Below are 23,944 nucleotides of genomic sequence, written 5' to 3' on the forward strand. Positions count from 1 at the left end.
ATAAAAATGCACAAAAATGTACATAAATGGTATCCTTCCAATGGAAGGAGGGATACCAAAAATGGAAAAAGTCAAACAACATTTGGAAATGTTAAGGGGGATGGATTTGAGACCGAATTTTTCTGAATTAGCCAGGATATACGGGATAGACAGAAGGACAGTAAAGAAATATTGGGAAGGATATCGGGGGAAGCCTAAAAAAAGGAACAAATCTAGCAAGTTAGATAAATATTTTGAAAAGATATCGATGTTAATGTCAATTAAGGGGATCACGATTAGAGCAGCATATGAAAGGTTAAGAGATGAAGAAGGGGGAGTGGTAGGGACATATTCAAACTTTAGGAAATATGTAAAAAGGAAGGGGTTGAGACCAGAGAAAAAAACTAAAGGGCATCCAAGATTTGAAACTTTACCTGGTATTCAAGCTCAAGTAGATTGGAAAGAAAATATGAGGTTACATTCAAAGGATGGAGAAGAATTTGTGGTAAATGTATTTAATTACAAATTGGGATATTCAAGATACTGTTACTTTGAATACAGACAAAGCAAGACACAACAAGATATTTTTGAATGTTTAATCAATGCATTTAAAACTACAGGTGGTGTTCCTCAAGAGATATTATTTGACAATATGAAATCTGTTGTTGACATCACTGAAAGTGGTAGAAAAATAAACAACAAGATGAAAGCTTTTGCGAGAGATTTTGGATTTAAAATTAAAGTGTGTAAACCAAGACACTCGTATACCAAAGGGAAAGTAGAGTCAGCAAATAAATTTTTAAATTGGTTATTAGCATATGATTACGCTTTTGAAAGTGAGGAAGAACTAAAAGATATAATCAGAAGAATAAATAGAAAAGTCAACACACAAATAAGCCAAGCAACAAATGTTCCGCCATTATTGTTGTTTCAAAAAGAAAAAGAGTATTTATCCCACTTGCCAAGAAGACATATCGTTGAATCATATGTAGACCACTCTGTTAAGGTTAAAGTCCAAAAAGATTCATTGATATACTACAAAGGGAATAAATACTCCGTTCCAATAGAATACATAGGAAAAACAGTTAATCTAAAAATTAATGAAAACTACCTGTACGTGTATTATACCACAGAGTTAATAGCAGTCCATGAAATAACAGACCAAAAAATTAATTATCTTAGTAATCACTATATGGCATTAATGAGAAAGCATATAAAAGACAGCAGTAAATTAAAAGAAGTATGTGAGAATAATTTAAATAATCTGGATAAATTCTTGCGGGAGGGAAATGTATGAATGTTTATATAAAATTACAAAACAATCTGGAAGAATTGAATCTAATAAATATGAAAAATAATCTGGATAAATATATAAACTTAATAAATAGCGGAGAAAAAAGCATAGTAGAAGCATTATATGAACTAAGTGAATTGGAATTAAAAGCAAAAGAAAAAAGAGCTATTGCTTCAGTAGTAAAAGTTGCTAATTTCCATTTCTTGAAAGGAACAGAAGATTTTGACTTTTCTTTTCAACCCGGAATAAATAAACAACAAATTTTAGATTTAAAAAGCTTAAGATTTGTAGAAAATAATGAAAATATATTATTTGTAGGTACTCCAGGAGTTGGTAAAACGCATCTTGCAGTTTCCTTAGGAATAGAATGTGCAAAACATAGATATTCAACATATTTTATACATTTCCAAGAATTAATAGCTCAGTTGAAAAAAGCCCTAAAAGAAAATAGATTAGAAGTAAGACTAAAACACTTTGCAAAATACAAAGTATTAATAATAGATGAAATAGGATATTTACCAATAGATAAAGATGGAGCAAATATTTTCTTCCAACTAATCTCAAAAAGATATGAAAAACATTCAACAATAATAACAACCAATACTCCGTTCTCAGAATGGAGCGAGATATTTGGTTCTCCTGTATTAGCTCAAGCAATATTAGATAGACTATTACACCATTCCCACGTAATCTTAATTAAAGGAAAATCTTATAGATTAAAGGAAAAACTTGAATTTTTCTCTAATTCTTCTAAACAACAATAATCCTTTTTTTGTACATTTTTATTTTCCCTTTTTTATACATTTTTATGTTGACTTTTACACCTGGGAAGTAGGAGAACTTCCAAAAGCAAGAATAAGATACAACGGTAAATCAAATAACGTAAAGTTTAATGGGGTTATAACTTCTGATTACGATATAGAACTGACGGATAATAACCCCCTACAAAAAAGGTTATTTACCTATGATGGAAACTTAACCATATTCTCTAAAAGTAATATCTACATCAACACACGTATAGTACCGTATAAAACCCTATTAAATGTTTCTTTTGATTTGAATAAAGAAATATCATTAGAAAAAACAGAGGAAATTAAAAATTTCGTGTTAAATAACGAAGATTCCTCTTTGGATTTAGTTGCAAAAAACGATGTAATTATAAGATCAAATAAAGATTTTTCAAGAATAAACAACCACAAAATATTTGCAAATATATATTCTTTCAACGGCTCTTTTAGGGTAGAAGACTATCAAAATGGTCAAAAAAACAAGCAACTCTTTATTTTCGGAAGTATTATGCAAAGAAAAAGGGGACCAGTGGGACTTGTTGGGCAATATGTTCCTGGTTATTACAAGTTTTACGTCCATGACTCAAGGGCTTTGCTTGGAAGAATTGGAACAAATGCCACTCCATCAAAGAAACAGAGTATCATGATACTTTATTTGGAGAATGTTATAAATAGGGGATAGGAGGGGGTTTTTTTGAAAAAAGGGTTTAGCCTAACCGAAACACTTGTTTCATTATTGCTTATAGCTTTAATATCAACAGGGGTATTCTCCCTGGTTTCTTTTTCTTCATTTCAAAATGGAAAATTAAAATTTCAAAACAAACTTTCAAATTTCAAACAATTTGTAGTCAATGAAATACTAATACGTGGCGTAAAAGATAAAAGCATAGAATCTCTGCCAAATATACTAAACAAAAAATTTTACGGGACACAAGATCCAAACATATATCCAAAACTCTCAAGGATTAAGGTAGAAAAAGTATATAAAAGTTCAAATATTGTTATTGCAAGGATATTAAAAGTAACGATACTAAAAACCGCAAACAAGACAGAAGAATTTCTAATATTCCAAGGAAGACCATAAAGGGGGGGAGAATATGAGCTTTTCAATTTCCGGAATAATCTCTTTTCTTCTTATCTTTGTAATATTATTTGCAACTGTTTTATCTCTTTTTTTACTTTTGACAAAAAATTTAGAAGTTACATTTAAAAATTGCAGTTTAGAACAATGTACAATATATTCTTTTTACACTTTACAACATTTTTTTAAAAATGCAAATGTATCATATGGAGTAAAAGTTTTAGAAAATGAAATTTCATTTATCGTTTCCACGCCTGATGGAAAGGGAAAAGAATATAAATACATATTAGAAAGTAACAATACGGAAAAAGTTATTAAATTATTTGATGGAAAAAAATACTACAAAATAGTTTCAATCCCTGGGGTAATTTCCGTAAAATTTAGCGTTAGAGAAAATCTTCCCACAGTGGAATTTTCATTTGGAAAACACAAAAGCAAGTTTATACTAACCTCTGATATCTCCACGTAGTTTACAACTAACAAAAAAATATGTATAATTAAAGAAAAACTCATGGAGGATTAGATATGAGAGATTTTTTGCTTGGTATTTTAATGGGTATTGCAAATTTACTCCCTGGAATTAGTGGTGGTACTATTGCGGCAATTTCAGGAAGATACGATATAATATTAAAAGCATTTTCAGATTTATTGTCCTTTAAAATTAAAAAAAATTCTTTAAAAACCGTTGCATTTCTTATCTTTGGTATAGCAATATCCATCTTGCTACTTTCTAAAATTCTTTCAAAAGTTTTTGAAAAATATCCAGAATATTCTTATGGTCTTTTCTCTGGCCTCATTATAGGTGGACTTTTTTACCTTTTAAAAGAAATAAAGATAAAAAAAATCTCAAATTTTTCAATAATTACCTTCTCATTTGTTATCACGTATTTTATATTATCTTTCACTCAATCTGTAGAAAAATCAAATACAAATTTGTTTTACTTGTTTGTTAGTGGCATAATAGGTGCAGCCACCATGGTTCTCCCAGGCATTAGTGGCTCTTCCATGTTATTAATATTGGGAATATACAAACAAGTCATAGATGCTATTTCAAGTTTGGAGTTTAAAATTTTGATACCCTTTGGTCTTGGCGTTTTATTTGGATTGATACTAATCGTTAAACTCTTAGAAATTTTAATGGAAAAATTCAGAGAAAAAGTTATTTCCTTTTTAATAGGCTTGACCTTAGCAGGTACATTTTTGATCTTCCCAGTCACTACAAAATGGTTTTCATATGTATACTTTGTATTGGGTATTCTTATCTCAAAATATCTAGAAGCAATTTTAAAAGAATAAGTCCTTCCGTTTGGAAGGACTTATTTTTATAATTCAAAATCAATTTTCAAATCTTTTCCCTTAATTTTTTTGAATCTTAATTTCCTCATCTGGAATTGTAATACAAAATTTCATGCCTGTTATAGTAACAGTTGCTCCATCATAACCTTATCTGTGTTAGTGTTGCATTTTCAGATAATTCAACCTCATTTCACCTTATCATTTTGAAATACTTTTAAGGTACTCAAAAATTTCTTCTTTTGTTTTTAAAGGTGTTGCATCAAACAAAACATTACTCCAATCATCTATAACATTTTCCCACATATTATCTGTCATCTTAGAATATGTATCAAGCAATTTTTCTGCATTAAATTTCAAATCGTTTTCTATTAAAGCATAATGTGCTATAAACCTTGCATAGGATTCATATACGCTTACATATGTAGGATTGTTAATAAGATTTTGGATCTTTTCTCTGATGCTTAATATAATATTTGTACTTACACCCATCTTTTGTAATTCTGAAAGGAATTCATTTAAGTGTTTTACAATTATTGCACCCCATACACTGTTTTTAGGAACATCATACCAACTTGAAGGATTCCTTAACACAACCTTTTTCATATAATTTGTTTCAACTGAAAGATAGTTGTAATTTTGAAAATCTCTATTTGCGTTATCTAAAGCTCTTTCAAATTCATCTTTGATCACTTTTATTGCACTATTTGGGATAGAGTTTTCTGTCAAGATATCCTCTATTTTTTTACCGTATTTTTCTTTCAAGTAATTTATCTGATTGTCAAGTGATTTTTTGTACTTTGAAAGTTGTTTCTCTGCCATACCATATGAAGATTTATACACATCTTTAAGTTTCTCAAGTAAGTATATGGCCTCTTGCATCATTCCACTTTTGTAATATTCAAAGGCAGATGCGTGCAAGAAGTCAATTACACCATTTGGTACCCCCCAGACACCTTTTAAGTTCATATACTTTACAGCCTTTATTTCCATATTTGCAAGCCAATAAATAAAATCACTTACAGGTTTAACGGTGGGGGGTTGAAGTTTAAATATCATTCCCGTAAAAAATCTATATATATCTTCTCCGCGCGAAGCCTTTGTAATATTTGGATTTTTCCAATCGGGAAATCTATTCCAACCACCTGGCATATTAATTATCGTCTTTTTGGCATATTCTACGTACTTATCAAATGTAAGTACAACTAGTTTTTTAACTTCTTCTTTATATTGCTTTTCATCTATTAAAGAAAGCAACTTTCTCATCATTATATGTAAACTGTGAAATCTCATCGCAAGTGCTTTATACGTATTTCTTTCGTTAAAACAAAGAAGTGAAGTTTCATACAAACTTATGGAATCTATAAGTGCTTGTGTGGTTGCAAAATCAAATTTATCTAAAATATCTTTGTTTTTTTCAATATAAGGTATAAGAACAGAAAGCCATTTATGTTTGACTTTCACAACCTTTTGGAAATCACTAAATTCTTGATTAAATATCTCCTTGTAGTTATGGTCCAAGTTTTTCTTTAAATTTTCTATTTCAAATTCCTGTACCGCTAGTGTTGCAAGGTAAAAATACGACTTGCCATACGTGTGATTTATCTTTACACTTTTTAGCAATTTTTCCTTTGCTTGGGTATAATATTGCTTAGCTAATGCCGGCATACTAGCTTTTTGCATCTTTATTTTTTCAAGCTGAGCTTTTAACTGTTTCCTTATATTTTCTATCTGTGCAATCCTTTGGTTTTCTATTTCAAATTCATTAAACGGTATATTTTTATTTTTGTATTCTCTTATCTTTTGTTGCTCCCATACTTTTTTATTTAGATAAGAAAACTCACCTTGTTGTTTTTCCAATGCGTCCAGTTTTGATTCAAGACTGGATATATATTCAGAAGCTTTTGGATATTCTTCGATAATTTTTGCAAAAGTAAGGTATGCCGCATTTCCATCTTTAAAATAAACTTCTGATATAAAATGATTCCACCTCAAATAGGTTGAAGAATAAGATACAGTCAAAGCAAGTATTGATATTAATATTGCCTTACCTCCTGTTACTTCTTTTAATTTCCTCTTCGTAAAGTATGGACCAATCGCTAAACTTGCAAATACCGTTGCGGCAAGTGCGTTTGGCAAAAGATGTCCTGGAAAACTAAAGAAACTTTGAATGGCAAATCCCACTATGGAAATGGATAATGAAAGAAAAAGTAGTAGATCATCCCTCTCATCTATTTTTTTTGGAATTGTAAAAAAGTAATACACAAGTATAACTAATAGTAAAACTATTAAAACAAATCCAACGGTACCAGTTTCACCAAGTACTTGAAAATAATCGTTGTGTGCTCTTTTAAAATTATTCCATCCATAGTACAATTCTGGGTGTTTTTTCAAATATTCTCCCATCTTTGAAAGAGAAAGTAACTGGTATGTTCCTATACCACTCCCAAATATTTTGTGATCCTTCCACAATTCAAGTGAGGTAAACCATGACAAAAACCTTTCATCTTTACTCGAAACAGAACTCATAGCTTCAAATCTCTTTGTCATATTTACCTTTCCTTGACCGGTAAGTGGATTTTCCGTGTTGTATATAACTACTAAAAATATAGAAGCAACTATCAATATTGCAAACAACACATTGGTTAACTTCTTTACATTTCTATCAGAGTCACACTTTTTTCCTTTTTTCCAAATAAAGTAAAACACTACATACATAACACTCATGATAATTATCGCAAGATATTCTGATCTAGTCTGCGAAACTATTACCGCGACAAATCCCGTTAAAAAACTAATTAAAGCAAAAATCTTTAAAACTAAAATCTGCCAAAACTTTGTTAAATTCATATTATATGCAAGTAAGAAATAAAGTGCAATAGGAAGAAGCATATCTATGTAGTTTGCCGCAAAAATAACATTCCCAACACTTGCTTTAATTGAAGCCCTTGTAAAAGGTGCACCCACCCTTCCAAGGAAAAAGTCATATCCCGTATAAAAATTTAAAAGTGCATCAATAGAGATTATAAATCCCGTTATCATAAAAACAAAAAGAAGTGAGTTTATTCTATTTTTCTCCTTATACTCACTACTTATATAAAAAGCAACTAATACGTTAAAAAGCACATAAAGTCCTATATCAAAAGATTGTCTAAAGTAAAAGGGATTATACCTTAAAACGTTAAAACTTGAAATTATAGATACAATTGCAAAGAAAAACCAAATTACGTGCGCAGTTGAAATGTAAAATGAAATTTTCTTTTCTTTTATCCATTTGACTGCAAGATATGTAAATAATATGGAAATTGAAAGTGTTAAAATAGCATACTTTGGAACACTAAATTCGTAAGTATATTTTGGACTTGCAAATAACGCTACTAGCACAATAGTAATTTGAAGCAACAAATCTTTAAAAATCAAAACAATCCCTCCTTATATATTTTCTCACTCTATTGAGAATTATACCACCAAATTCTGTTATAATTATTAAAACAAGGAGGGATTATGTGAAAAAACTTATCATACTTTTTTTCATCCCAATAATTATTTTTTCAAAGCCGTTAATAATAATTAACGTACACGCACCGGAATACTCTGAGATTTTCTATGCAAATGTACAAGGTATCTTCGGTGAAAATAAATTTGAAATACTACTAAAAGATGCCTTAAAAAAATTGGGGTTTGAAGTAAAACTTCAGGATCTACTTTCTGGTGAAAATATTATCCTCAGTGAAAACGTACAATCTCCTTTAGTTTTGAATTTGTATTTAAAAAATTTTAGTGTAACTATTCAAAGTAAAGAAAAATTTTTTCTGGAAAATAATGCATCTGGAAACTACATAAATGTAAATGGAAAATACATAAAAGTATACGTTGGAAAATGGTACGATGCAAATGGCGGAAAAGATGGGATTTTTGTAAAAGGATATGATGGAAATCTATACTCTGCAACATCATTTTTCACAAAATTCTACCACATCTTGGAATATTTTATCGTAAAAGGTAAAATATATTACAACTTCGCCGGAAAAGATGGGGAAATAGAAATAAACAAAAAAATTAAAAAATCGTGGTATGAATGGAACGAATCAATCCAAAGTCCTATAAAAAAAGAAAATAGCTTTTTTATAGATCAAATTGCAGAAACAATTGCATATAATCTATTGAATAAACTAAAATACAATATTAAAGCAAATGTAGTTACATTAAAGGATAATAGAGTAGTTTTAGACGTTGGAAAAAATGACGGAGTTAAATTAAACACGGTATTTAGTGTAGATGAAAAAGCACAGGTAATTGTAAGAAATGTGGAAAAAAATTTTTCAGAAGCAGAAGTTATTTATTTAAAAAAAGGAGAAAAGATAATCCCAAAAGACTTGGCAAAAGAATCTTCCAAAATGGTTTCTTTACCATTTGAACTTGGAATTTATTATTCCACAGAAGGTCTTCTCTTTTCTTTTGGTCTTGTCCAAAAAAATATTCACAACGAAAAAATCGCATTTTTAGATATCAAAACATCGGATTTTAAAATTTCTAGATATGATATGGGATTTAGAATCTTCGATTTTGAAAAGTTTGGAGTATTTTTAACATACTCCATAAATGCCCCTGGAATACTTTTGAGATATCAATTTTTGGACTTTTTCATCAAATTTAACAAAGAAAATTACACGATAGGAGGTGGAATATCGTGGTAAAAAAAGCAATATTTCTTATCTTATTGCTTCCAATTCTTTCTTTTCAAACAGTAATAATAAAATCCGATTATAACTTTAACATAAAAAAAGAGCTTTTTGAAAGCAATAATCTTGTAGTAATAGAAATATTCTCCGTTGAAAAAGAAATTACTTTAAAGAAAGTTATAAATTATATCAAAGATGAAAAAGGGCATTACATAACCTACAATGGAAACTACTATTACACAAATGATAAAAAAAGATATAACCTTCAAGATGATAAGTTTGTAGTTGACAAAAATGGCATTTATGTTTATGCAACCAACTTTCCTTGGGCAAGAGACGAACATCAAAAATACATAATAAGTGATTTTTACAGAAAAGAAATAATAAATAAAAAAGAAGAAAAGTACTATGTTTCAGGTTATTTAACCGAAATAGATTCTTTTTATATAAAATCTTTTACACCTTTTGTGTTTAAAGTAAAAAAATTCGATGAAGTAGAAAAAAAACTCTTAAATTTGAAAAAAAACAAAAACAACTTTTACAGTGACAAATACGATGTAGTTGTAAATTTTTCAAATACTCAAAACAAACTAAAGGCATTTATTATGGAAAAGCTACAACAAGATAAAAGGTACAACATCTACGATAGAGATTACATAAGAGAAATATTAAAAGACGTAGCAATAAAAGACCTATTTGGAGAAATATCGTTTGACTTTCGTGTACCAAAATATATAATCAACATTAAAACCATAAATTTTCAAAAAAGAATAACGAAAAAAGACTTAGTCGACTTTTTTCCCAATGAAATGTCAGGAAGATACCTAATAAGTGGTGAAAAAGTAGAATTGGGAAGATACTACAAAGAAGGAGATGATAACAGCTACATTCTAGATAAAAAAGAAGGTAATTACGTTAAGATATTAAACTTTCCTTGGAGAAAAGAGCGTTTTAAACTTGCAAGTAATTTCTATGATCTGTTTTTTGTAAAAAATGTTGAATATATCAACTACCATCTATCTATTTTACTAAATATCATAGATACAAAAAATGCAAAAATAATTTTCGCTAAAACCTTTAAAGCTTCTGTTAATATTCCACAAACATTCTACTCAAAAAGATTGGTAATACGAAATGAAAAGATTGAAAAAATAAACAACCTTTTCAAAGATATCTCAAAAGCCATTAATAAAAAATTAAAAGAAGTCTTCTACTTATCAAGTGTGGTAAAAGATGTAAAGGGGTTAACTGTCTTTCTCTACGACGGAGAAAACATTGGAATAAAAAAAGGGCAAGTTTTTAGAATTTTCAACAATCACCTAACACAAGGATATATAAGAATAAAAGAGGTAGGACAAAATAATTCAAATGGTAATATATTCCGCTCAATTGAACCAATAAGGAAGTATTCACTTGCCATGGAAAGTTTCTACTATCCTTCTAATTTAAGCTTTTCAATAACTTTTGAATACAATGATATTCCAATGGTAGGTGCAAAAATAAACTTTTTAGACTTATACGGCTCTGAAAATTATTCAATTTTATTTGGTTTCTCACCACAAGTCTATTATATAGGAATTTCCAAAAGAATCTATTCTTTTGACTTTTCAGTAAAATTATTTCTAAAAGAAACCGAATACTACATTTCCCCAGAAATATCAATCACCTCTTTTAAAAGAAAGTCTAAGTTCTTACCAATTGGTAGTGGTATATCGTTAGGGATAAATTTATTAAGCAAAAAGTTAATATTTGGTTATGAATCTTCATTCTAAATTTATGATATAATTTAAATAAGGGGGTGAAAAAATGAAAAAAATTGTATTCTTATTTTTACTCTTTTTTGGAATAGCTTTTGGTATTACTATAAGTGAAAAAACGGGTTTGGTAATCTTACCTGCAAAAGTAGGAAATGGTTGGAATATGGATGAAGCAGATTACTTAATATCACTACTTGAAGAAAAAGCATTATCCCTTGGAAGATTTAGGGTTTTTTCAAGAAATGATTTAGATATGATAGTAAAAGAACGAAACCTTGCAGATCTGGGAATAGTAGAACAAACCTTTGAAGCGGGAAAGATTTTGGGAGCAAAATACGCTGTTTTGCTCACATTAACGGAACTTTCCGCACAATACGAAAAAAACGGCTACACCGCAAGCCTACGTCTTTCCTTAAAACTTTACAATTTAAGCACAGGAGAACTTCTAGCTGCAAAAACCTTTGATAAAAGTACTTACGTTGAAGAAGAAACATCCCAAAAGGCTATAAACAGCCTATTAGAATTGATATCTGAAGATATTTGGATTACCTTAAGGGAATTTTTTAAAGTAGAAGCATATGTAAAACGCGTGGAAAACGGGAAAGTATACCTTGCAGGTCTAGATCCAAATATCGTCAAAAAGGGATTTATATTCAAAATCGAAACCTCAGAAGGAGATGTGGTATACGCTAAAGTTATAGGCGTGGATAGAAATGAAAATCTCGTCATTGCAAAAATAAAGTACGGCGGTAACCCATCAGTATATGATCCTGCCTTAGAATATCCTATTTCCAATACTTTTGGAAGTTTTTCGATTGGAATGTACGCTGGAAAAATATCCTTAGGAATCTTTGGATATAGCAAAAATATATTTGCGGATATTGGCATTATTTTATCTTCTGAACTTGGATATGTGCCTGGTTATTCAACTGTCGGTGGAATAATAGAACTTTTTGAAATGGGACAAGTTAGTTTTTCTGGATTTGGAGGATTACAAATTCTTGGAATATATGATACAAACAGTGAAAGTAGTGATTCTTTCTTAAACGTATTTGGAGTTAGCGGTGGAATACAACTAAAGTATGAATTTGAACCAAAAAATGGTGTATTGGTAAACGTCGGATATACTATGTTATTCCCAGGAGACCTTGTAAAATATATTTATGAACAACTATTTGGAATAGATAAAACATCGTTTACACAAATTAGTCTTGGATACTTTATGTCATTCTAAGGAGGAAAAATATGAAAAAAATTACGTATATAATGCTACTCATTTTGGCATTTTTTCTCTTTTCTTGCAACAACACTGAGAGTAAAACTACCACAAATAATGATTTTTCCATTCCATATGGGTTTATCGGCGCTTTTGGAGAAGGCATCTCAGATTCAGAGGGAAAGTCTGAAGAAATAGCTAGAAAAGAAGCTCTAAGAAAGATTTCCGAGCAAATATTTGTTGAAGTAAAAAGCAATTCAACGCTGTACGAAAATCTCGTTCAAATAACAGATGATGAAAAAGTAAAAGAACAAATTGAAACAAAATTAGAAAGTGTTATACAAACAAACGTGAGTATTGAACTTGTAAACGTAGACTTTACATTAGTAGATAAAAGGTATGAAAACGGAAAATACTACACAAAAGTTCTAGGATTACTGGATAAAGACACAGCACTAAATACTTACAAAGTATATTTTGCAATAAAACTTGGCCAATCACTTTTAAAAGACAAGATGATATACAGTGCTCAAAGGATAGTAAAAGAATACGAAATACTCTTATCACAAAACAAAACACAAATACCTGCAAATATGTTTTCTAGCTTAACCCAAATCGTATCTGAAATAAAGATTGAATGGGAAAAGGTTAACGAACTATACAGACAATTATCACAAAAGGAAATAAAGAACACTAATGAAGCACTTAAATTGCTTGAGGGTATAGATAAGATAAAGGAATTTTCAAAAGACTTTCCCGAAAACAAATTAATTTCTTTAAGGGAAAAAGCACAACCTTTTTTAAAAGATGTTGTATTGAAAATAGAAGGTCCTGATAAAGTGTCTGTGGGAATGAGAATAGATTTAACCGTAAAGTTAACTCCAAATATAGATGATATTGTTTTAAAAGTAACATCTAAAAATGGAGATTTTCCAAAAAATATTTCACTAAAAAATGGTAAAGCAATATTAAGCGGTGTAGTGAAGAATAAAAACATAGAAGTGGAAATCTCACTTGGGGGCGTAATTTCCAAAAAATACGCACCTGGAACAACCCAGGGAACTGGTATTTCTTCACAAGAAACAGGTAAATTACTGAGAATTTCTGCCGAAGGTGCAGGCAACACACGTGAAAAAGCAATAGAAAAAGCATTGATACTAGCTGTAAAGAAAGCAATGGGAATGTTATTTGCAAATGATGTAAATTTACTTTTGAGTTTACCCGTAGACGCTGAATTAATCGATTCTCTAATTGGTGTTCTACAATATGAAATAGTCAACGAAGATACAAAAAATGGGATATATCATGTGGTACTCAGCGTAAGCTTTGAAAAAGATAAATTCAAGGATTTAGTAAAAAAGATAATAAATAACAAACCCCTTGGATATGCTGTCTTAGTGGTAAATAACGATCAATATGGCTATATAGAACCATACATTGAACAAAGGCTAATCAACTCCGGTATAAAACTTGTTTCCAAAGAATATTCCAAAAACTTAGTAGGTTACAAAGATCCAAACCTTTTATCAAAACTTGCACTCTTATCCGCAGCCAAATACGTTATAAATGTTAAAGTAAGTTATGGTGAAAAATACTTACAAGACTATGAACTGTGGTCTGTAAGATTACTACTCAATGTCCAATTAATAGATACATTCTCTGGGCAAATAATAAAAAGTCTTACCTTTGAAGATACAGGAGCAGGTGCAACAAAACAATCTGCTCTTTCCAAAGTGTTAAATAAAGAAAAATTTGTAAATTTCATGAATAATCTAGTAGGTAACTTAAGAAAAGAAGAAGATTTGGCGGAAAATAAAGTAAAACTAATATTTAATGTTTCACGTTCTACCTATGTATTAGTTCTAAAAGATTATTTAAATGAGATGTTTAAAAAAGTAAACTTGATTGAAAGAACACCAAAAAAAGGAGTGTTTGTAATTGAAACATCCAAAAATTTAGAATTAATAATCAAAAAAGTAAAAAACATTCCAAATTTAAACATTAACGTTTTGGAAATAAAAGATAAAGAAGTAGTATTCAACGTAAAATAAACACCATAAATTAGGATAAAAATCAATTTATAACTTTTCTAAACAACATGGCTTTGGAATCCCACCAAAGCCATGCTTTTTTTATCTCTGATAATTTGTAAAATTGAATCCTATAGGAAATTTAGAAAAAGGAAAGATTTCCCTTTTTCACACCGCATCACTTTTGCATAGATATATCCCAAACACTAAACAACATCATATCTGCTGCTAAAATTGGATTTGCTGGATCACTTATGTTCACTATCATCAAACCATTATACTTATCCGCAACATATGCATATTCTCCTGATATGTATACCCCAATTGCAGAACCATCTATATATAAATGTCCCACTTTCTTTGGATTTGTTGGTTCGCTTATGTCTACTATCACTAAACCATTTTCATAGTCTGCAACGTATGCATATTCTCCTGAAACGTACACTCCATTTGCACTCCCTTTCGTATCTAAACATCCTACCTCCTTTGGATTTGCTGGATCACTTATGTTCACTATCACTAAACCATTAGAACCATCTGCAACGTATGCATATTTTCCTGATATGTATACTTCAATTGCATAACCTTCCATATCTAAATGTCCTATTTTCTTTGGATTTGTTGGTTCACTTATATCTACTATTACTAAACCATTAGGACCATCTGCAACATATGCATATTTTCCTGATATGTATACTCCAAATGCCAAGCCATTCATATATAAATATCCCACTTTCTTTGGATTTGCTGGATCGCTTATATCTACTATCACTAAACCATTTTCATAATCTGCAATATATGCATATTCTCCTAAAACGTATACTTCTCTTGCAAGATCATACGTATCTAAATGCCCCACTTTCTTTGGATTTGTTGGATCACTTATGTCTACTATCACTAAACCATTTTCATAGTCTGCAACGTATGCATATTCTCCTGAGATGTATATTCCAATTGCACTTCCTTTCGTATCTAAACATCCTACTTTCTTTGGATTTACTGGATCTGTTACATCTAACACAAATATTCCTTTACTATATCCAGCCGCATAAATATATTTTGCAGAACTTTCAATTTGCTGATTTGCATTTGTTAAACAACCTTCCAAAAATGCCAAAAATATTATTAGAAGTAATATTATTCCAAGCTTTTTTCCTCGTAACATACTACACACCTCTTTCTTAGAAAATTTCTTGTCATTTTAAGCATACGAAAAATTTCAAACTTTCTACTAATAAATTATAACATTATACCTTTGTAATCATTAATCAATAAGATAAAATAAGCGGTAAATTCAGATCGTATATTTTAATGAAAACCTTACTGATTCAAATATTTTCTTAATTTCAAATGGTCAGTCGCAGTCTAAGATAGTATTAAAGGTAACAGGTCACAAAAATTACACCATTTCAAAACTTTGGATTAAAAGATATGAATACCTATACGGTGACATTTTTGAAGAAAAAAGGGAAAACATTTTGATCTCTTTGAATTTTTCTACAAAGTAGTCTCATACATCAATCAATAAAGCGAAAATTTAGATTACGCAAAACCCATATCTTTCCACAAAAAAGAAGCACCACCACCCACGCTAGGGATTTAATCCTTTACTTTCCAATTTAAATAGAATTTTTTCATTTGCATTTACGTTAAACGTATGATATAATCTATACTGACCATGTGGTCAGATAACTCTAAAAAAGGGGGCATATATATGATTGTAGTAAAGAACCTGAAAAAGCGCTATGGAAAACGTATAGGTATAGAAGATGTTAGCTTTGAAATAAAAGAAGGAGAAATTTTGGGACTGATAGGTCCAAATGGTGCGGGGAAAACAACTACAATACGTATATTAACTGGTTTTTTGACACCTGATGGTGGGGAGGCATTAATTTCCAATAAAAAGATGCCAATGGAAATAGATCAAGTAAAAAAGGATATAGGTTACATACCTGGAGAGGTCAATTTCTACGGTGATATGAAAATAAAAGATTTCTTGAAGTTCAACCGTTCTTTTTATAAAAATATAGATTTGGAATATGAAAAATATATAATCAACACACTGGAAATAGATTTGAATAAAAAATTTAAAGAACTTTCCCTTGGAAACAAAAAGAAGGTAGCAATATTACAAGCTCTCGTTCACAACCCCAAGTATTTGATATTAGATGAACCTACAAGTGGACTTGATCCATTAGTGCAACAAAAATTCTACGCATTACTTGAAGAACACAAAAAAAGAGGAGCTGCAATACTATTTTCCTCTCACATATTATCTGAAATAGAAAAATTATGTGACAAATTTTCAATGATAAAAGAAGGAAAGGTGATAATAAGTGGTGAGATTTCAAAATTGAGGGATATTTCTTTAAAACAAGTATTTGTATATGGTTTGAATTTTTGTGAATTCTTGGAAAACTATCCTTATCAAAAAGAGGGAACAAATTACGTTTTTGAGATAAAACAAAATCAACTTAAAGATTTTTTAGGCAACATTTTAAAGTGTGAATTTAAAGATATAGAGATTAAAAGTCAAGCACTTGAAGACATATTTTTAAAGATGTATATATAGGTGGTGATAAAAATGCATATTACAAAAAAAGAGTTAAAATTCAATTTAAGAACTTTTATTCTATGGTGTGTTATAATCTCTCTGTTCGTCTTTTTGTATGCTTCCGTTACAAATATTTTCTTGCAACAAAACAGTTCTGCTCTAAAATTCATTGAAAAACTCCCAAAAAATCTATTAAAGACCTTTAACATAGATATGGAAATTCTGTCAAAACCTGAGGGACTTTTTGGGACAGAAAGTATGGTATTTATGTTCATTTTATTTGGAACATTCTCAATTTTACTTTCCAGTAAGATACTTGCAAGTGAATTTGACGAAAAAACAATAGAATATATTTTACTAAAACCTTTAAAAAGAAAAAAGATTTTCTTTGAAAAAACCTTGGCCATATTCATTTACAACATACTTTTATTTTTTGCTTTTTTTACATTTGAAGTTATATTCTTTAAAACCTTTGTTGAAAAATTCAGTGTAAAAGTTATGTTTGGGTTTGCTCTATACCTTTTATCAATTGCAATTTTCTTTTCTTCAATTGCAATTCTTCTTTCTATTTTCATAAAAAAAAGAAAGGTTGTAAATTCCCTTTCGATAGCCATTTTGTTTTTGTTTTATTTTTTGGATACAGTAACCAAAGGTGTAAAAAATTTTGCATTTTTGAGAAAAATTAGTATGTTTTATCACCTATCCACAATACAGTTAGTAAATCAACATACAATAAACTATATTGCTTTATTTTTTATAATTTTAATATCTTTTGCTTTGATATTAGTATCAAAAAAATCTTTTGAAACACAAGATATTTTGATATAAGGGGTGAAAAAATGCTTTTTTTAAAAGATTTAAAACATAACTTAAAGGTCTTTTTTATTTGGTTTGCCATTTTGTTTATGTTTTCATATATGGTTGCACCATTTATAGATACTGTAATGAACGATTCTGAAGAAATATTAAAATTTGTAAACTCACTTCCAAAATTTATGTTAAAAGCATTTAATATTTCGGAAAGCTTTATAACTCCAGAAGGTTTTTTTGGTGCAAAAGTTATGATGATGGCTCAGATATTCGCCGCAATATTTTCTGTATTACTAGCGTCAAGTATCTTTTCACAAGAATTTGAGTACAAGACTATCGAATATTTACTCATCAAACCTATAAGCAGAAAAAGAGTATATTGGTATAAAACATTCGTGCTTTTTTTGTTCTACAGCACCTTTGCGCTTGCATTTGGGTTAAGCGTTTTGTATTTATTCAACGTTTACGTAAACTTTGAGTATAACGCACGTATATTGTTGGGATTTGCACTATACCTATACGTTGTGGAAACATTTTTTGGATTTTTAACACTACTTTTTTCTGTCTTATTTCAAAAATCCACGTTTTCAATTTCCCTTTCAATTGGATTATTTGTTATAATGTATATAACTGATCTTGTGGGAACTACCATGGAAAAAATGGAAAACATAAGATATTTTAGTATATTTAAATATATTTCTATTGGCGATACTTTAAAGACAAATACTGTTTTCGTTAAAAATTCTATTTGTTTAATACTTATAAGTTTTGTAATGTTAATAATTGGAGAAGTTATATTCAGAAAAGAAGATATAAAGATATAAGGTGGTGATTTATGAAAAACAAAATCATAGATGTTGCAATAAAAGAATTCGCAAAAAAGGGATTTTTTGCAGCTTCTACTAATACCATTTCTACAAACGCCCATGTTTCAAAAGGAGCAATTTTTTATCACTTCAAAAGCAAAGAAAATTTATACTTGATTTGTTTTAAAAGCATTATTAGTCTTTTTGAGAAAGAATTAGATCTTTTCCTTAAAAAAAATCCAAATCTAGATTTTTTTAACCTTATATTAAAATGGAGTAAGAAGAAGATAGAAATTATAAACAAACAAAAATATATACTTGGTTTTCTTGAAACCACAAAAAATCTTCCAAAAAGCTTGGAAGAGAAAATTCAAACTATTCTAAGAGAAAATTACACAAAATACATGCCTGTTTTAAGAGAAAAATTTGAAAAAGTAGAATTAAAAGAAGGACTTGATAGAGAATTTACCTTTTCAATAGTTTTAGATTTTTTTGACACGTTTTCAAGAAGGTACAACAATACAAGCTATATACCTGATAAAATGTTATCAGAATTTGAAAATGTTATAAAAATTATAAAATACGGAATATCAAAATATTAAGTATTTGTGGTATAATTTTTTTGTTAACATTGGAACCGTTTCTATGGAGGTGTGTATATGCTAAAAAATCTTGAAAAATATTTAAAATCAAAGATAACAGGTCACAAAAACTATGCCATTCCAAAACTTTGGATTAAAGGATATGAATACTTATATGGTAACATTTTTGAAGAAAAAGGGGAAAACATTTTTGTTGATCCCTTTGAGTTTTTCTACAAAGTGGTTTCATATATCAATCAACAAAGGGAAAATTTAGATTATGCAAAACCCATATCTTTCCACACAAAAGAAAAAAACTGGGAAAAAAAGGCAATAATGTACGGAACACTTCCAAGAATGACAACTGCCTTTAATCACAAAGGTTTCGGGAATTTTGAAGAAGTAGACATTCTTGGATATAAAGAAGCGGGAACATTTTTAAAAATGATCGCTTTTCTTATGTATTTGAAAAACTTTAATGTTAATACACTATACATGCTTCCAATTAGTAAAAACAGTAATTTATTCAAAAAAGGAAGTATTGGTTCTCCATATGCTGTAAAAAACCCATTAAAACTTGATGAAGGTTACCATGATCCTTTGCTTGAAGATTTCACAGTGGAAGATGAATTTAAAGCTTTAGTAGAGGCTGCACATATTTTGGGTATAAGGGTAGTACTGGACTTTATTCCAAGAACAGCTTCAAGGGATTCCGACTTAATAAAAGAGCATCCAGATTGGTTTTATTGGATTAAGATAGATGACTTATCCGAATACAAACCACCAAAAGTTGAAGAACTTCCCTTTAAAATACCAGATAAAGAAGATATACAATTGTTGTACAGAAACAAAGAAGTGAGAAAACACTTAAAAAAATTTGTAGATTCACCGGATAAACTTGATCCAAAAAAATGGGAAAAAGTAAAAAACATGGATGGCAATATCCTTGTGAATATAATCAAAGAATTTGGAGTTGTAACTCCTCCTGGTTTTTCAGATTGGATTAACGACCCACAGCCCACTTGGGATGACGTTACATTTTTAAGACTTTATCTTGACAATCCAGCGGATGCAAAAGATTACATTTCAAAAGATCAAAAACCATACATTTTATTCGATGTTATAAAATCTAGTAAATTCCCAGGAAATGTACCAAACAAAGAGCTTTGGGAATATATTTCAAATATTATTCCCACCTACCAACAAAAATTTGGAATAGATGGTGCAAGAATAGATATGGGACACGCTCTTCCTGCAAAATTGCAAGAGATGATAATTTCTAAAGCAAAGAAAATAGATCCATATTTTGTATTTATCGCAGAAGAACTTGAAATAGAAAACGACAAAAAATCAAAGGCAGATGGATATGATGTAATTTTAGGAAATTCTTGGTATGTTGCTCCAAGAAAAGATGAAATATACAAATTTATAGAAGAAAAGGCAAAAAAACTTGTTATACCATTTATAGCTTCCGTCGAAACGCCTGATACCCCGAGAATAATGGCAAGGGAATTTGGCAACAAATTAAAATATTTATCTCCGTTTTTACTTTATTTTTCGCCAAATGGTATCCCGTATATTAATTCAGGTCAAGAAATTGGTGAAATACAACCAATGAACCTTGGGCTTGATAACACCATCTGGGGTAAAACTTTGTTACCACCAGATGATGAATTTTACTCAAAACTTGCGTTTTTTGATCACTATGCATTACATTGGAGCAAATACGATAAAGAAACATTTGAGTTTTTAAGAAAGTTACTTTTCATTAGAAAAAAATACGATAATTTCGTCTTAAACGGAGAATTCAAATACGTGTACTTTAACTATCAAGATGGGTTTTTGGCAAATTACTCCTATTGGATAGGGGACAAAGGAATAATCATAGTTGGAAATTTAGACCTTTCCTGGGAAAGAAATGTTGAAATCTATCTAGAAAACACCGTCGGAAAAAATCTAGATGTTAAAAACATAAAAATTTGGAATAGAGATGAAAGCTTTTATCCACCGGAAAAAGTTGTTAAATTAAACCTAGAATCTGGCGGTTTTGCACTTATAATAGTCAACGAATAAAGGAGGGAGTTTTCTATGAAAAAAGTGTTTGTCTTTCTGTTTGTTTTACTTTCATTGATTGCTATTTCCTCAACAACCATTGTTGTCCATTATCACCGCTTTGATGATAACTACAACGGATGGAATTTATGGATATGGCCTATGAAACCCGTTGCCATGGATGGAAAATCATACGCATTCACGGAAAAAGATGACTTTGGTGTGGTTGCCAAGATAGTGCTTGATATGGACCTTGAACAAGTTGGAATTATCGTACGACTTAACGAATGGCAAGCAAAAGATGTAGCCAAAGATAGATTTATAGACATTAAAGATGGAAAAGCGGAGGTGTGGATTTTGCAAGGAGTTGAAGAAATATACACAAAAAAGCCAGATACAAAACCAAGAGTATTTTTTGCAGCTGCAAAAGCTTCAAACATCATAGAAGCATATTTGACAAATGCGATTGACACAAAAACATTTAAAGGAGTTAAGGTAACGGTCGATGGCAAGGAAAAAAAGGTATCTAAAATTGAAAAGGCAGATCCAACGGACCTCTCTAAGACAAACTATATAAAAATAGTTTTAGAAACACCACTTACAGAAGATGATTTTAGAAAAGATGTTAAATTGTTAATAGAGGGCTTCTCACCGTCTACTGTTTACATGTTAGATATCTTAGATAATTTATACTTCGATGGAAAACTAGGTTATATCTACTCAAAAGACAGTACACTCTTTAGAACATGGTCCCCCGTTTCAAAAACGGCACAAGTTTTACTATACAAAAATGGAGAAGACAAAAAGCCATACAAAGTTGTTAATATGACGTACGTTGGAAATGGTGTTTGGGAAGCAAAAGTTGACGGTGACTTAGATGGTATCTTTTACAAATACAGATTTGAAAGTTACGGTAAAGTTAGAGAAACTGTGGACTACTACTCCAAGGCCGTTTATAAAAATAGCTTAAAAAGCGCCGTGGTAGACCTTTCTAAAACAAATCCAAAAGACTGGAAAAATGATACAAGACCTTACATGGAAGCACTCGAAGATGCCATAATTTATGAAATACATATTGCAGATATGACAGGACTTGATAATTCAGGTGTGAAAAATAAAGCTACTTACTTGGGATTGGTTGAGGAAAACACAACAGGTCCCGGTGGAGTTACAACGGGATTATCACACCTTGTAGAACTTGGAGTTACACACGTTCACATTCTTCCAATGTTTGATTTTTACACAGGAGATGAAGAAAACAAGGATTTCGAAAAAAGTTATAATTGGGGATATGATCCTTACCTTTTTACAGTTCCAGAAGGAAGATATTCAACAGATCCAAAAAACCCATACACACGAATCTTTGAGGTCAAAAAGATGGTTCAAAAATTACACGAAAAAGGTATAAGGGTAATACTTGATATGGTCTTTCCACATACATTTGGAATTGGCCAACTTTCCGCATTTGATCAAACTGTTCCTTATTACTTCTACAGATTAGATAAAACCGGAGCCTACCTAAACGAAAGCGGTTGTGGAAATGTTATTGCAACTGAAAGACCTATGATGAGAAAATACATTATTGATACACTACTTTATTGGATAAACGAATACCACGTTGATGGATTTAGATTTGATCAAATGGGACTAATGGATAAAAAAACAATGTTGTCACTTGAGAAAAAAATTCATGCAATTGACCCAACAATTATACTGTACGGTGAACCTTGGGGCGGCTGGGGTGCACCAATAAGGTTTGGTAAATCAGATGTAGCAAACACACATATTGCAGCATTCAACGACGAGTTTAGGGACGCTCTAAGAGGTTCTGTTTTCAACGAAAAGGTTAAAGGATTTTTAATGGGGGCAATAGGAAAAGAAACACGCGTAAAAAGAGGGGTTGTGGGTAGTATCCATTATGACTCAAGAATCAAAAGCTTCGCAAGTGATCCAGAAGAAACTATTAATTATGTTGCATGTCACGATAACCATACACTTTGGGATAAAAATGCACTTGCCGCAAAATACGACAAAAAATACAAATGGACAGATGAAATGCTCAAAAATTCTCAAAAACTTGCAGGTGCTATACTCCTAACATCTCAAGGAATACCATTCATACACGCAGGTCAAGATTTTGCTAGAACAAAGAAATTCAACGAAAATTCATATAATGCACCTATTTCTATAAATGGCCTTGACTACCAAAGAAAATATGAATATTTGGATGTCTTTGAATACTACAAGGGACTTATTAACCTTAGAAAACAACACCCTGCGTTTAGAATGACAACAGCAGAAGAAATTAAAAAACATCTAAAAATTCTATCCAGTAGAAAAAGAAGGGTTGTTTCCTTTATAATCCACGACAACGCAAGAAATGACACATGGAAAGACATTTTGGTTATATACAACGGTAATGTAAATTCTATAGAATATGATTTACCAGAAGGTAATTGGAATTTAGTTGTAAACGGCGAAACAGCAGGCACTAAAGTAATAAAGACAGTTTCTGGTAAACTAGTATTAGAAGGAATTTCCGCCTATGTTTTGTACAAGAATGAATAATTGTGATATAATTTAATGTAGTATTTCTCTGAGGGGTGATAGTATGTCTAAAAAAAGAATATTAGTTGTAGAAGACGAAGATAATATGAGACTTTTAATAACAGAAGAGCTCGAAGAAAGTGGATACGAAGTAGATGAAGCAAGAAACGGACAAGAAGCATTGGAAAAATTTAGATCAAAAGAGTACGACCTTGTAACAGTGGATATTGAAATGCCCGGCATGAATGGGCTTGAGGTTGCTGGAAAAATTCGTGAGATGAAAAAGGACGCAAAAATCATTATTTTGACCGCCTATTCCCATTATAAAAGCGATCTTGCTTCATGGGCAGCAGATGCATACGTAGTTAAATCTTCTGATTTAACGGAATTAAAAGATACTATTGCAAAAATAATTAATATGTAAGATAAGCCCTCCCCCAATAAAAGGTGGCGGGAGGGCCACCTTTTTTGTTA

The 23,944-nt window shown here is 30.4% G+C and carries 19 protein-coding genes; 17 read left to right on the plus strand and 2 right to left on the minus strand.

What is annotated here, in order from left to right; genetic code table 11:
- Window positions 1-61: 61 nt before the first annotated feature.
- Genes istA through XO08_RS02975 form a run of 6 tightly spaced genes read left to right on the plus strand, consistent with a single transcriptional unit; the run spans window position 62 to window position 4,438 of the window.
- Entirely contained in the window at window positions 62-1,276 is a 1,215-nt protein-coding gene (gene istA, locus XO08_RS02950; RefSeq protein ID WP_077287225.1) for an IS21 family transposase, read from the plus strand.
- Complete coding sequence (gene istB, locus XO08_RS02955) at window positions 1,273-2,037, plus strand: IS21-like element helper ATPase IstB (RefSeq protein ID WP_077287194.1); 765 nt, start codon at window positions 1,273-1,275, stop codon at window positions 2,035-2,037. Before istA ends, istB begins: the two co-directional genes overlap by 4 nt.
- Window positions 2,003-2,743 carry a hypothetical protein gene (locus XO08_RS02960; RefSeq protein ID WP_077287196.1) on the plus strand — a complete coding sequence of 247 codons (741 nt, stop codon included), beginning with the start codon at window positions 2,003-2,005 and terminating at the stop codon, window positions 2,741-2,743. Before istB ends, XO08_RS02960 begins: the two co-directional genes overlap by 35 nt.
- Before the next feature lie 12 nt (window positions 2,744-2,755).
- A complete protein-coding gene (locus XO08_RS02965; protein ID WP_075665572.1) occupies window positions 2,756-3,145 on the plus strand; it encodes a prepilin-type N-terminal cleavage/methylation domain-containing protein in 390 nt (129 codons plus the stop codon).
- Window positions 3,146-3,158: 13 nt separating this feature from the next.
- The gene (locus XO08_RS02970) at window positions 3,159-3,611 is read left to right on the plus strand and encodes a hypothetical protein (RefSeq protein WP_075665573.1); all 453 of its coding nucleotides are present in this window, start codon (window positions 3,159-3,161) and stop codon (window positions 3,609-3,611) included.
- 56 nt (window positions 3,612-3,667) lie between these two features.
- A complete protein-coding gene (locus tag XO08_RS02975; protein ID WP_075665574.1) occupies window positions 3,668-4,438 on the plus strand; it encodes a DUF368 domain-containing protein in 771 nt (256 codons plus the stop codon).
- A gap of 198 nt (window positions 4,439-4,636) precedes the next feature.
- Here the strand turns inward: XO08_RS02975 and XO08_RS02980 are convergent, their stop codons facing one another.
- Entirely contained in the window at window positions 4,637-7,855 is a 3,219-nt protein-coding gene (locus XO08_RS02980) for an O-antigen ligase family protein (RefSeq protein WP_075665575.1), read from the minus strand.
- An 86-nt stretch (window positions 7,856-7,941) separates the two neighbouring features.
- Between XO08_RS02980 and XO08_RS02985 the strand changes: the two genes are divergently transcribed.
- The 4 genes from XO08_RS02985 to XO08_RS03000 are packed head-to-tail and all read left to right on the plus strand — an operon-like array spanning window position 7,942 to window position 14,141.
- Window positions 7,942-9,132 carry a hypothetical protein gene (locus tag XO08_RS02985; RefSeq protein WP_075665576.1) on the plus strand — a complete coding sequence of 397 codons (1,191 nt, stop codon included), beginning with the start codon at window positions 7,942-7,944 and terminating at the stop codon, window positions 9,130-9,132.
- Window positions 9,126-10,889: a hypothetical protein gene (locus XO08_RS02990; RefSeq protein ID WP_075665577.1), complete on the plus strand. Its 1,764-nt coding sequence runs from the start codon at window positions 9,126-9,128 to the stop codon at window positions 10,887-10,889. The genes XO08_RS02985 and XO08_RS02990 overlap by 7 nt, the downstream gene beginning before the upstream one ends.
- A 34-nt stretch (window positions 10,890-10,923) precedes the next feature.
- Entirely contained in the window at window positions 10,924-12,108 is a 1,185-nt protein-coding gene (locus XO08_RS02995; RefSeq protein ID WP_077287197.1) for a CsgG/HfaB family protein, read from the plus strand.
- Between the two features lie 11 nt (window positions 12,109-12,119).
- A complete protein-coding gene (locus XO08_RS03000) occupies window positions 12,120-14,141 on the plus strand; it encodes an LPP20 family lipoprotein (RefSeq protein ID WP_075665579.1) in 2,022 nt (673 codons plus the stop codon).
- A gap of 157 nt (window positions 14,142-14,298) precedes the next feature.
- Here XO08_RS03000 and XO08_RS03005 read toward each other — a convergent pair whose 3' ends face one another.
- Entirely contained in the window at window positions 14,299-15,285 is a 987-nt protein-coding gene (locus tag XO08_RS03005; protein WP_077287199.1) for an LVIVD repeat-containing protein, read from the minus strand.
- 549 nt (window positions 15,286-15,834) lie between these two features.
- Here XO08_RS03005 and XO08_RS03010 point away from each other — a divergent pair.
- The 7 genes from XO08_RS03010 to XO08_RS03040 are packed head-to-tail and all read left to right on the plus strand — an operon-like array spanning window position 15,835 to window position 23,894.
- On the plus strand, window positions 15,835-16,692 hold the full coding sequence (locus XO08_RS03010) for an ABC transporter ATP-binding protein (RefSeq protein WP_077287201.1): 858 nt from the start codon (window positions 15,835-15,837) through the stop codon (window positions 16,690-16,692).
- Between the two features lie 12 nt (window positions 16,693-16,704).
- The gene (locus XO08_RS03015) at window positions 16,705-17,502 is read left to right on the plus strand and encodes an ABC transporter permease subunit (protein WP_077287203.1); all 798 of its coding nucleotides are present in this window, start codon (window positions 16,705-16,707) and stop codon (window positions 17,500-17,502) included.
- A gap of 11 nt (window positions 17,503-17,513) precedes the next feature.
- Window positions 17,514-18,308 (plus strand): ABC transporter permease, encoded by a 795-nt coding sequence (locus XO08_RS03020; RefSeq protein WP_075665582.1) that lies wholly within the window; start codon window positions 17,514-17,516, stop codon window positions 18,306-18,308.
- Window positions 18,309-18,319: 11 nt separating this feature from the next.
- Window positions 18,320-18,892: a TetR/AcrR family transcriptional regulator gene (locus XO08_RS03025; protein ID WP_077287205.1), complete on the plus strand. Its 573-nt coding sequence runs from the start codon at window positions 18,320-18,322 to the stop codon at window positions 18,890-18,892.
- Window positions 18,893-18,949: 57 nt separating this feature from the next.
- A complete protein-coding gene (locus XO08_RS03030; protein WP_075665584.1) occupies window positions 18,950-20,944 on the plus strand; it encodes an alpha-amylase family glycosyl hydrolase in 1,995 nt (664 codons plus the stop codon).
- Window positions 20,945-20,959: 15 nt separating this feature from the next.
- Window positions 20,960-23,491: a type I pullulanase gene (gene pulA / locus XO08_RS03035; protein ID WP_075665585.1), complete on the plus strand. Its 2,532-nt coding sequence runs from the start codon at window positions 20,960-20,962 to the stop codon at window positions 23,489-23,491.
- 43 nt (window positions 23,492-23,534) lie between these two features.
- Complete coding sequence (locus XO08_RS03040; RefSeq protein ID WP_075665586.1) at window positions 23,535-23,894, plus strand: response regulator; 360 nt, start codon at window positions 23,535-23,537, stop codon at window positions 23,892-23,894.
- The last annotated feature ends 50 nt before the right edge of the window (window positions 23,895-23,944 follow it).

Origin of the sequence: Thermosipho sp. 1074 (assembly GCF_001999655.1) — a bacterium.
GTDB lineage: Bacteria > Thermotogota > Thermotogae > Thermotogales > Fervidobacteriaceae > Thermosipho > Thermosipho affectus.

Bases quoted from the DNA above. Each gene is read 5' to 3' on its own strand.
- istA (WP_077287225.1), top strand. From the start codon at position 62: ATGGAAAAAGTCAAACAACATTTGGAAATGTTAAGGGGGATGGATTTG.
- istB (WP_077287194.1), top strand. From the start codon at position 1,273: ATGAATGTTTATATAAAATTACAAAACAATCTGGAAGAATTGAATCTA.
- XO08_RS02970 (WP_075665573.1), top strand. From the start codon at position 3,159: ATGAGCTTTTCAATTTCCGGAATAATCTCTTTTCTTCTTATCTTTGTA.
- XO08_RS02975 (WP_075665574.1), top strand. From the start codon at position 3,668: ATGAGAGATTTTTTGCTTGGTATTTTAATGGGTATTGCAAATTTACTC.
- XO08_RS02995 (WP_077287197.1), top strand. From the start codon at position 10,924: ATGAAAAAAATTGTATTCTTATTTTTACTCTTTTTTGGAATAGCTTTT.
- XO08_RS03000 (WP_075665579.1), top strand. From the start codon at position 12,120: ATGAAAAAAATTACGTATATAATGCTACTCATTTTGGCATTTTTTCTC.
- XO08_RS03005 (WP_077287199.1), bottom strand. From the start codon at position 15,285: ATGTTACGAGGAAAAAAGCTTGGAATAATATTACTTCTAATAATATTT.
- XO08_RS03010 (WP_077287201.1), top strand. From the start codon at position 15,835: ATGATTGTAGTAAAGAACCTGAAAAAGCGCTATGGAAAACGTATAGGT.
- XO08_RS03015 (WP_077287203.1), top strand. From the start codon at position 16,705: ATGCATATTACAAAAAAAGAGTTAAAATTCAATTTAAGAACTTTTATT.
- XO08_RS03020 (WP_075665582.1), top strand. From the start codon at position 17,514: ATGCTTTTTTTAAAAGATTTAAAACATAACTTAAAGGTCTTTTTTATT.
- XO08_RS03025 (WP_077287205.1), top strand. From the start codon at position 18,320: ATGAAAAACAAAATCATAGATGTTGCAATAAAAGAATTCGCAAAAAAG.
- XO08_RS03030 (WP_075665584.1), top strand. From the start codon at position 18,950: ATGCTAAAAAATCTTGAAAAATATTTAAAATCAAAGATAACAGGTCAC.
- pulA (WP_075665585.1), top strand. From the start codon at position 20,960: ATGAAAAAAGTGTTTGTCTTTCTGTTTGTTTTACTTTCATTGATTGCT.
- XO08_RS03040 (WP_075665586.1), top strand. From the start codon at position 23,535: ATGTCTAAAAAAAGAATATTAGTTGTAGAAGACGAAGATAATATGAGA.